10 protein-coding genes are annotated in these 9,468 nt (G+C 69.7%); 6 read left to right on the forward strand and 4 right to left on the reverse strand.

The window, feature by feature from the left end; genetic code table 11:
* Nucleotides 1-48: 48 nt before the first annotated feature.
* From ACWC9T_RS31045 to ACWC9T_RS31055, 3 genes are read right to left on the reverse strand one after another with little or no spacing between them, the layout of a single operon-like run.
* Nucleotides 49-1,368, reverse strand: a complete 1,320-nt coding sequence (locus ACWC9T_RS31045) for a tyrosine-type recombinase/integrase (RefSeq protein WP_449824373.1) — start codon at nucleotides 1,366-1,368, stop codon at nucleotides 49-51.
* Nucleotides 1,368-1,553 carry a helix-turn-helix domain-containing protein gene (locus ACWC9T_RS31050; protein ID WP_449824374.1) on the reverse strand — a complete coding sequence of 62 codons (186 nt, stop codon included), beginning with the start codon at nucleotides 1,551-1,553 and terminating at the stop codon, nucleotides 1,368-1,370. Before ACWC9T_RS31050 ends, ACWC9T_RS31045 begins: the two co-directional genes overlap by 1 nt.
* Nucleotides 1,550-3,235 (reverse strand): replication initiator, encoded by a 1,686-nt coding sequence (locus ACWC9T_RS31055; RefSeq protein WP_449824375.1) that lies wholly within the window; start codon nucleotides 3,233-3,235, stop codon nucleotides 1,550-1,552. The genes ACWC9T_RS31050 and ACWC9T_RS31055 overlap by 4 nt, the downstream gene beginning before the upstream one ends.
* Before the next feature lie 352 nt (nucleotides 3,236-3,587).
* Here ACWC9T_RS31055 and ACWC9T_RS31060 point away from each other — a divergent pair, with 352 nt between their 5' ends.
* On the forward strand, nucleotides 3,588-3,962 hold the full coding sequence (locus tag ACWC9T_RS31060; RefSeq protein WP_449824383.1) for a winged helix-turn-helix domain-containing protein: 375 nt from the start codon (nucleotides 3,588-3,590) through the stop codon (nucleotides 3,960-3,962).
* 549 nt (nucleotides 3,963-4,511) lie between these two features.
* Here the strand turns inward: ACWC9T_RS31060 and ACWC9T_RS31065 are convergent.
* A complete protein-coding gene (locus tag ACWC9T_RS31065; protein WP_449824376.1) occupies nucleotides 4,512-5,591 on the reverse strand; it encodes a transcriptional regulator in 1,080 nt (359 codons plus the stop codon).
* Nucleotides 5,592-5,817: 226 nt separating this feature from the next.
* On the opposite strand from ACWC9T_RS31065, the gene ACWC9T_RS31070 reads away from it, so the two are divergent.
* The 5 genes from ACWC9T_RS31070 to ACWC9T_RS31090 all read left to right on the forward strand — a co-directional run.
* A complete protein-coding gene (locus ACWC9T_RS31070) occupies nucleotides 5,818-6,345 on the forward strand; it encodes a hypothetical protein (RefSeq protein WP_449824377.1) in 528 nt (175 codons plus the stop codon).
* The gene (locus ACWC9T_RS31075; RefSeq protein ID WP_449824378.1) at nucleotides 6,345-6,596 is read left to right on the forward strand and encodes a DUF7848 domain-containing protein; all 252 of its coding nucleotides are present in this window, start codon (nucleotides 6,345-6,347) and stop codon (nucleotides 6,594-6,596) included. The genes ACWC9T_RS31070 and ACWC9T_RS31075 overlap by 1 nt, the downstream gene beginning before the upstream one ends.
* Nucleotides 6,597-6,785: 189 nt before the next feature.
* Entirely contained in the window at nucleotides 6,786-7,172 is a 387-nt protein-coding gene (locus ACWC9T_RS31080) for a hypothetical protein (protein WP_449824379.1), read from the forward strand.
* 13 nt (nucleotides 7,173-7,185) lie between these two features.
* Entirely contained in the window at nucleotides 7,186-7,665 is a 480-nt protein-coding gene (locus ACWC9T_RS31085) for a hypothetical protein (protein ID WP_449824380.1), read from the forward strand.
* 574 nt (nucleotides 7,666-8,239) lie between these two features.
* Nucleotides 8,240-9,468, forward strand: a 1,229-nt coding sequence (locus ACWC9T_RS31090) for a transposase (protein ID WP_449824381.1), incomplete at its 3' end; no start/stop codon positions are given.

A 9,468-nucleotide genomic window follows, 5' to 3' on the forward strand; every position in this document is an offset into this window, starting at 1 on the left:
CATCAGCGGGGCTTCTGGGGCTCTTGACGGCAGTAGTTGACGGCAACGTCAGCGGACGGGTGCTGCACAGAGCGGCGGCTCGTTGCCGCCGTCGGGGTCGGTGGCTGCCCCGGAGGACTGTCCGAGGGTGCGGCCGAGGAGGTCGATGGCGTCGCGCTGGAGGCGGAGGCGGACGTGTGCGTAGACGGTGGCGGTGACGCCGATGTGGGCGTGGCCGAGGAGTTCCTTGATGACGACGAGTTCGACGCCCTGTTCCAGGAGGAGGGTCGCGGTCGAGTGCCGCAGGTCGTGGAAGCGGATCTGGCGGAGGTGGGTGCGGCGGAGGAGTGCGTTGAAGTGCCGGGTGAGGGTGGCGGGTTCGATGGGGTGGCCGTCGGGCCGGGTGAAGACGTGGCCGCTGTCCACCCAGCGTGCGCCGGCCTTCTCCTTCTCCTGGGCTTGCTGCTTGCGGTGGGCGCGGAGTGAGAGCAGGCAGGGGGCCGGGAGGGCGATGCGGCGTTCGGAGCTGATGGTCTTGGTGGGGAGGGTGGTCAGGCCGCCGGTGCGGGTGCGCTGGAGGGTTCGGCGGATGCTGGCGGTGGCGGCGTCGAGGTCGAGGTCTTCCCAGCGCAGGCCGAGGAGTTCGCCCTTGCGGAGTCCGGTGCGGAGGGCGAGTTCGAGCAGGGCGTGGAGGCGGTGGCCCTGGGTGGCGGTGAGGAGGGTGCGGGCTTCGTCGGCGGTGAGGGGTTCGAAGCGGCGGGGGCGGGGTGTGCCGGTGCGGACGTTGCGGGCGACGTTGCGGGGGATCTCTTCCTCCCGGACGGCGTGCTCGAGGGCGGACTTGAGCACGGAGTGGATGTAGGCGAGGGTCAGCGGGGAGAGCTGCTTGCCGCAGCACGTGCCGGTCGCGCAGCAGCGGGGCTGGGCGCGGGCGGCGTCGAGGCCGCGTGCGCAGCACTGGCAGGTGGTGCGGAGCTGGTTGAGCCATGTGCGGACGTCCTTGGCGGTGAGCTTGGCGAGCTTCTTCTTGCCGAGGCCGGGGATGAGGTAGCGGTTGGTGCAGGCGGTGTAGCGAGTGTGGGTGTTCTCGCGGAGCTGGTGGACGGCCACGTTCTCCAGCCAGTAGGTGAGGAAGACCGCGAGGCTGCCCTGGGCGGTGACGACGGGCACGCCGCGGTTGCTGGCGGCGATCTTCTCGGTCAGCTGAGCCAGCGCCTCCTTCCGGGTGGTGCCGTAGACGCGGACGCGCTTTCGGGTGTCGCCTGCGGCCAGGACGTAGCCGGCGGCTTCCCAGCGGCCGTCCTTGCGCTGGTAGACGGTGCCGTCCCCGTTGGCGCGGACCCTGCGAGAACTGGTGCTGGAGGCGGGGTTGGTGTCGGGGGTGGTCATCAGGCTGCCTCTGCGAGTTGGTGGTGGACGAGGGCGGTCAGGGCGTGGGTGGGGATGCGGCGGGCGCGGCCGATGGTGATGGAGGCGAGCTGCCGGGTGCGGATGAGGTCGTAGACGGTGGAGCGGCTGATCTTGAGGCGGGCCATGACCTCGGGGACGGTGAGGAGTTCGCTGTCGGTGGTCACGCGATGGCCCCCGTCTGGACGGGGGTGGTCAGCGGGTCGGTGAAGTGACCGGCCTGGTCACGGGAGCGCTGTGGGTGCCTGGGGCGGCTCGGTTGCTCGGGCGGGGGGCGCGGTGTGGTGGACAGGAGGTCGGCGAGGTGGGCGAGTTCGGGCAGGAGGCCGGTTCCCGCGTACTGCCAGTGCGAGATCACCAGCGTCGTGTCCGCGCTCCCACGCCGCCCGTCCTTCGTGCGGTGACCGCTGCGGTGACCGGCGTCGGGGTCGGTGTGACCGGAGGTCAGGTCACTGCGGTCATCGCGGTCACGGTGCCGGTCAGCGACCGACTGGCCATTATCAGCCCACCCCTGGGCGTCGTCCTGGGGGCTACGCCAGGCGGTACGTTCGGCTCGTAGGTGGGCCAGAGTGGTGGAGTAGTGGCGGGTGCGGGTGGAGAAGTGGCCTCGGAAGCCGAGCATGTGGGCCCACTGGCGCAGGCGGAGGTGGGTGTGCTGGGGCTGGGTGCCGAGGTGCCATGCGGTGTGGATCATGCGGCGGGCGTGGTCGGTGAGGTCGTGCTGGGCGAGTTCGGCGAGGAAGCGGAGTTGGCGGTCGAGAGTGCCGGTGGTGGTCTCGGCGCCCTTGGTGGCGTACTTGGCGATGTAGGCGGCGACGTGCCGGTCGGTGACGGGGCCCTCGCCGGTGAAGTCGGTACTGCGGATGGCGCGGACGTCGATCTGCCGCCCGAACCGGAACGCCATGGGCCCCGCCGGCTGGGCCGGGTCGGCCTCCCCGGCCCGGGACGGATGCTGGTGCTGTGGGTGGACGCGGGTGCGGTTGGCGGCTGCGCGGATGGCGTGGTCGAGGAGTTGGGTGGTGGCCCAGGTGGGTGGTGTGCTGTTGGGGGCGGTGGGTCCGTCGATGCGGATGACGGTGTGGAAGTGGATCTGGCCGCGCTTTTGGTATTCGGCGACCTTGGCGTAGGAGAGCGTGGCGTGGTGTCGCAGGGTGCGCTGGGTCAGTCCGGCGGCCTTGGCGATCTCGCGGCGCAGGTGGGTGGTGAAGCGGGCCCACAGGGCGGGGGCGTGGGCGTTCCACAGCACCGCGCCGGTGTAGTCGTACCGCTGCGGGTTCAGCGGGGTGCCGAGGAGCGGGTCGCCGTCGGCGTGCCGGGTGCCGCAGGTGCAGGGGGTGGTGCCGGGTTGGTTGTGGACGGGGCCGAAACCGGGCGCGGTGAGGGTGGCGAAGTCGCGGGGATGGGTGGCGACGCTGACCGGGACGGTCTTGCCACCGCGCAGTCCGGCGGCGATGAGCTGGTAGGTGTCGTAGCGATAGAGGGTGGAGCAGGCGGGGCAGCGGGTGGTGCGGCGGTTGCCGCAGCGCACCAGGAGTTCGCCGGCGGGCAGGTGGCGGGTGTCGAGGTGGTCGAGGATCTGGCCGGTGGCGGTGTCCAGGCGGGTCCGGTGGCCGGTCATCCGGATCGGGCGGGCGCAACCGCCCAGGGAGCCGATCTGCCGGGCCAGGGGTGCGAGGTATCCGGCGGCGGCGAGCTTTGCCAGCCTGGCTGTCAGCCGCGCCCGGCGTTCCAGCGCCGAGTTCCTGTTCGCGGACGTGTCGGCGCTGGTGGTGAGCGCCGGTGCGGCGAACGCCGCGCTGGCGGGAGTGGAGGTGGTCGCGGGGATGGGGAGTTGGAGCTGCGCGGGCATGGGGACAGACCTCCGGCAGGAGTCGGGAGAAGAGGAGAGGCGATTGAGGGGCGGCCCGGGTGGTTGGCGCACGTGGGAACGGTGCGCGTGACGGCGGGCGCGGATGGTGGGCCGGGGACGTCTGGCCTGGTCAGCGGTGGTGTTCACCGGCGGTGCGTGAAGGTAGCATCGCTTCAAGCGCGCATTCAAGTGCATCCCTCCTCATCTATTTCGGTGGCCGGTGGGGACGCGAGTACTGTGGCCCCGGTCTTCCGTTTTGGACGGGCCGGATTTCGGTGGTAGAGGCGCAGAGAAAGCGGGGTGACCTGCGGTGACGGTGGGGCGGCGGGGGCGCAGGCCGGCGGGCGGCACGGTGTTGCTGACGTTCGAGGTCATCGCCGAGGCCCTGCGGGAACGGATCCGCTCCGGCGGGCTGCAGCCGGGGGACGCGCTGCCGACGCAGGCCGTGTTGATGGCGGAGTACGGGGCCTCCAGCCTGTCCGTGCAGAAGGCCATGGCCCTGCTGAAGCAGGACGGCTACGCGATCTCCCGCCCCGGCAAGGGAGCCTTCGTCGCCCACCCCGACGCTGACTCAGGTGGCGGGGAGGTGGGGAGCGCGCCTGTCGGCGGGACGGCGGCGCGCGTTGAGGCGCTGGAGCTGGCACTGGCCGAGACGCTTGATCAGCTCACCGCTCTGCGTGCCCGTGTCGAGGCCCTTGAAGCGGGCGGCACCGAGCGAGGTTGCTGACCCGTCGGTTGCTGGACGGCAGGGGCTGGAGCTGTGCGTCCAGATTTTCTCTACGAGGTTCAAGGCGGGCCCCGCCCGTTGGAGGTGGCCCGACGTCGCCGACCGACCCAGGGCCGGACGGCCCCGAGGTCTTCACGGGTGTCGGCGGTCAGCGGTCCGCCGGGTCGTGAGCGGGGCTCGACTGGTGCCCGATGGGAGCAAGTTGTGGGGTAAGCGCTGCTTACCCCAGCACCGCCCAGGGTCGGAGCAAGTTGTGGGCTATGGACTCCTTGCCCGCAACGCGGAGCAAGTTGTCGCCTGCGACCGTCCTACGGCCGGATCGCGGGCAACGGGGTCGGCCAGGGGTCCGACCCGCTTCTATCGCCGGGCTCGCCGAGGGCGGTGCCCGACGCCGCCTCCGGCACAGAGCGAAGCTCCCCGCCGACCCGCCGACCCGCCGACCCACCGACCGCAAGCGCGCCGAGCGACCAGCCCACGCGCGAGCCGTGCCGCGTGCCGAGGCGCCGACCAGCAGCAGTCCGAACTCGCCCCCCCGCGCGACCGGGACAGTCAGGACACCAGCAGCTCGGCGACTTCAGGGACGTCGCGGAACGCCCGCAGCCGGTCCAGCACGATCCGCGTGCGCTCCGTGGTGCGCTCGCTGCCGCTCTGCCCCAGGGCGAGCATCCGGCCAGCCGTCCCCGCCGCCGCCTCAGGCTCGTTCGCATCGGCGTAGGCCACGGCCAGCCAGGACAGGTACAGCGCCAACTCCCTCGCGTGACTGGCGTCGTAACGACCCAGGACGTCCGTCAGCAGCGGAACGGCGCGAAGCGGCCGGTGCAGCTCGGTGTAGACGCGGGCCTCCATGACCTGCAGTTCCCCGGCGTCCATCCAGTACAGGTACGAGGGCGACTCGGTACCGGCCGAGTCCTGGGCCAGGGCCTCGCCGGCCTCCCCGAGGGCAGCCATCGCCAGGCGGTCCTGGCCGGCGCGGGTGTGCGCCCAGGCCACCCGGTCCAAGTACAGCGCGCGGGCTTTCGCCGGAGCAGCGGGACCGGCCTCCTGGACGGCGGCGGTGGCGAGGTTGACGGCGTCGTGGGGGCGTCCGGTGTTGCTCCACTGGTAGGCCAGCGAGCCCGCCACGTTCCCCGACAGCACGCTGTCCCCGGCGGCACGGGCGGCACTGATCCCGAGCTGATAGATCCGCTCCGCCTCGCCGTGCTCGCCCGCATCGGATGCGACCCAACCGGCGATCTGCGCCAATTCGCCAATCGTCCGTAGCAGTTCGCGGCCCACCTGCTCGGTGTGGGTGCCCTCGCGGTAGAGCGTGACCGCCGCCCGCAGTTCCCGCAGGGCGGGGGCGATCAGGTCCTTCCCGTACACCACGTCGTCGGCCAGCCGTAGGCCGTGCACCCGCCGGGCCAGGTCGGCGACCTGCCCGGCGCCGATCCGCCGGCCGGTACGCGCACCCAGCGGGGCCAGCGGGTCGCCCTCGGGCAGGAAGTCCGCGACGGTCAGCACCCGAGGCGCGGGCTCGGGAGGCCGGACGGCCTTGGCGGCCTCCAGCATCTCCCGGGGGACCTCCAGCACCTGGGCGAGGAAGGGCAGCCACTCCCTGGGAGAGCGAGTGCCGATCTCCCAGCGCGACACGTCGTTTCGTGTCGGTGGAACCCGCCCGGGAGCGGCCTGGGCCAGCGCGTCGGCCAGCCGCCGCTGACTCCAACCTCGTGCCAGGCGAAGCCGCCTGATGAGTTCCCCGACCGTCTCGCGCACCAGGCCAGCTTGGCAGACACAGCGGCAGACACGCTGGCTACTCCGCAAGGTTCACGCCAACGGGATCCTGATCAACAGATCCGGCCGAGGAAGGGAAAGCAGCATGGCCAAGGCGACACGGCGGCGGGAGCGCCCCGGCTCCGTCTGCGCGGAGTGTGTCAGGCTCCGCGAGCGTGCCCGCGCAGCCGTGCGCAGCCGCGACCGTTCCCGGCTGTCCGACCTGCGGGTGATGCAGGACAGCCACCGCAAGGCCGACCACGGGCAGGCGCAGATGAACCAGAACGGCGGTTATGCGAACCATCTGCCGCGCAGGAACGCGGAATCTGCGGTGGGCGGCCTGCGGTTGCTCCCGTGGACCGCGCCGGACGGCCGCCTCTGCTACCTGAGCACCAACGGTCAGGGCTACCTCTCGACACTCGCCGACGGCATCGAAGCGATGCAGCTCAGCATGGGTGAAGAACTGTTGGAGTACGCCAGGGGCGTCCTGGCTCCGGGAGAGCGAGTGTCGTCGAGCGTCGAGTACCGCTGGCTGGCCCGCCGGCTGACCGAGGCCCTGTCGGACGCCCTCAACGTCGCGGACTCACGGGGGCAGCGCATCCCCACTCCCCAGCAGGAAGCCGACGAACGCTGATGGGCACGACCAGCCGCTACCGGTTCCGCGAGTACAACGTGACGACCGACCCTGACCCCATGGCGCTGCCGACCTTCGAGGCAGTCTGCATCACCGGTGAAGAAGAGGACTGCGCAGCCGCATCGGGCCGGATGCACACCCCCGAAGACCTGACCCGCTGGATCGCCGGGCACTGCGCGCAGACCGGTCACCAGTCGTACGAGCAGACCACCCGCACCATCGTCCGCGCCGAGCCCGGAGCATGGCAGTAAGATCACGCGCGCAGCCAGCGGCAGGGCAATTGGTCTATACCTCTGACGGCAGTAGCGACGGCAACAACCACGGACTTTGGCGCACATCCGCGGACATCGACGGACCGTCAAACCGCCGCTGACCTGCGAAAAAGCAGGTGGAGAGGGGTTGCGTAGCACACGTACTATGTACTCGCTGGTACGACGCCGGTGCTGGTGCACAACACCTGCGCCACGGGCTACGATCCAGAGTTCCCAACTATCAAGCTGACCAACTATCGCGGGAGGTTCAATGCGGCTCTCAACAAAGCCGGCCTCAAGCGGTTGCCTGACGATTGGGATGCCCACCACGCGATTCCCCAGGAGTATCGGGACGACCCGCAATTTGCAGGCTTCGACTTCGATGCCCCATCTAATATGCGAGGAATCCCAGGGAGTAGGATGCAGTCGCGTGGGGCGAATGTTCATCAGGAAATCACCAATCAGTGGAAGTGGTTTCGCGATATGAATCCAAATGCGTCCCGGGCTCAGATTGAAGACTTCGCCGCTCAAATTGATAGGGGATATGGTGCCTATTACTGGGGAGAACCTAAGTAGTTGGGTTGAGGTGATGTGTGAACTCATCCCCAGGTTCACGCAGGGCTTCGAGAGCCAGTTCGGCTACCCTCCAGGGGAGAACGTGCTGGTCAGGGCGACATCCGGGGCCGAGAGCGAGGGGAGGGTGTCTCTGGTAGCAGCCGGGATCTCGGGAGATCTGCTCAGCTTCTACGAGCAGGTTGAGCGACTGTCCCTTCCGGACCTGGACAGTGGATTCTTCATTCATTCCGCCGTCGAGGCGGTCAACGGCGATCAGCCAACGATTCTTGCTGGCGACGTTAGCGACTCGATCGTTGTCTTTGGCTCGGATGGAGGGGGCGGCCTGTTTGCTCTTGGTGCCGCCCAGGGGAACGTCTACCGTCTCAGCGGCGGATCTCTAATCGGCGACACCTATGAAACCGGAACGCATGGGGTGGAGATCATCTCTCGTGATCTCTGGGGTTTCCTGGAGAGCCTGCGAGGAGAATTGATCAACTCAATTGCGCCTCGCTGATAGAGCGAGGTCGGACCTAATTGAGTTAAACGGCGAAGGCCCGATCGGAAGGAATTCCGATCGGGCCTTCGCGCGTCTTGACGGCAGTAGTTGACGGCAACGTCAGCGGACGGATGCTGCACAAAGCGGTGGCTCGTCGCCGTCGTCGGGGTCGGTGCCGGCCTGTTAGGCGACGGCTTGTTTTCAGTGCTGGTACGTAGATTCCCTTCAGCGGTCAGCTTGCTGGGGTGGTGCGGTCACGCCGCTGAAGACGTGTGTCGCTGGCGCTGAAGGCCTGTGTCGTTTTCCGCTGAAGGTTTCGTGTCGCCTGGGATGGCCTGCGGGTGGCCGTCCGGCGGCTGGTGTTCTTCCGGGTTTCAGTGTGGCGCGTCGGCTGAAACCTCGGGCCGCCTGATTGCACTGGTTCGGAGGCTGTGGAGCGGCGTGTCGGAATGATCGCCGTCCGGGTGGACAACTACGCCGCAGACAGGGTCGGGGTTGGCACGGCCCGGGATACGGGAGGGGTCTGGTGGGGGAGTCCGCGCGGCAGCCGGTTTGTGAGCCCGGTGCGGGGCTGATGTCTCGGGCGGCGGCGGTGTCCAGGTTGATGGCGCTGGACGGCCGTGGCGAGTTGGCCACCGCTCACGTGCGGCTGGTGGCCGACACGTCGGGAGTGAGCGAGCGGACGGTGTGGAACTGGCTGGCCGCCGCACGTAGGGAGGGACGTCTGACGGCCCGGGCTCGGACGTCGGCGGTGGTGGTGACACCGCACATCCGGGCGCTGATGGCGTTGTGGGGCGGGAACGTCGCCGCGGTGCACCGCCAGCTGGCGGCCGAGGCCGCCGGTGATCCGACCGTGACCGTTCCGTCACTGCGTGCGTTGCAGCGCGCCGTCGCGCGGGAGTTGTCAGCGGGGGAACGGGCCGGGCTGCGGGGCGGTGAGCGGGCACGGCGACGGCACGACGTGTTCGGGCAGCGGCCCAGGCAATGGCGAAACGCCTGCTGGGAAGGTGACCACAAACGCGCCCCGGTACGGGTGGACGTCGAGGGCGTTGCGCAGTGTCCATGGATCACGTGGTTCATCGACTGCGCGACGAAGGCGATCACCGGCGTCGCCATCACCCCGCACCAGCCCTCCAGAGAGGCGGTGCTGGCCGCATTGCGTGTGGGGATCAGCCGCCAGGAGCCGTTCCCTTTCGGCGGCCTGCCGTCACTGGTGCGAGTCGACCGCGGCAAGGAGTTCCTGTGCGCCACGGTCACCCAGGCGCTGGGCGCGTTCGCGGTCCCGGTCCAGGACCTGCCCGCCTACACCCCGCACCTGAAGGGCACGATCGAGCAGCTGAACGACGCGGTGGAGGAGATGCTGCTGGTCTCGCTGCCCGGCTACACCCGCCGCCCCCGCCCTGTCGGCGCCCAGGAGCCGGCGACCGGGGAGGAACTGCTGCCGTTCGCGGCGTTCGTTCAGATCCTGCTGGACTGGGTGCGCTGGTGGAACACCGAGCACCGCCCGGCAGGGCTGGGCGGTGCGCTCACTCCACAGATGGCCTGGGAGGCTGACCCGACACCGGTCGAGGACGTCCCGCCCGGGCACCTGGTGCACTTCGCTCTGGAGGACGACGGCCGCACCCGGACCATCACCACCAGCGGCGTCACATGGCGCCGCCGCGCGTATGTGGCCCCGTGGATGACCGGCCACGTCGGCACCAAGGTGCGGATCCGGCACCTGCCTCACAACGACCTGCAGATCGAGGTCTTCGACGCCACCGATCCCGCCCGGCACCTCGGTTCGGCGTACCTGGCCGACCAGGCCAGCGAGGAACAGCG

Source organism: Kitasatospora sp. NPDC001159, from assembly GCF_053598235.1.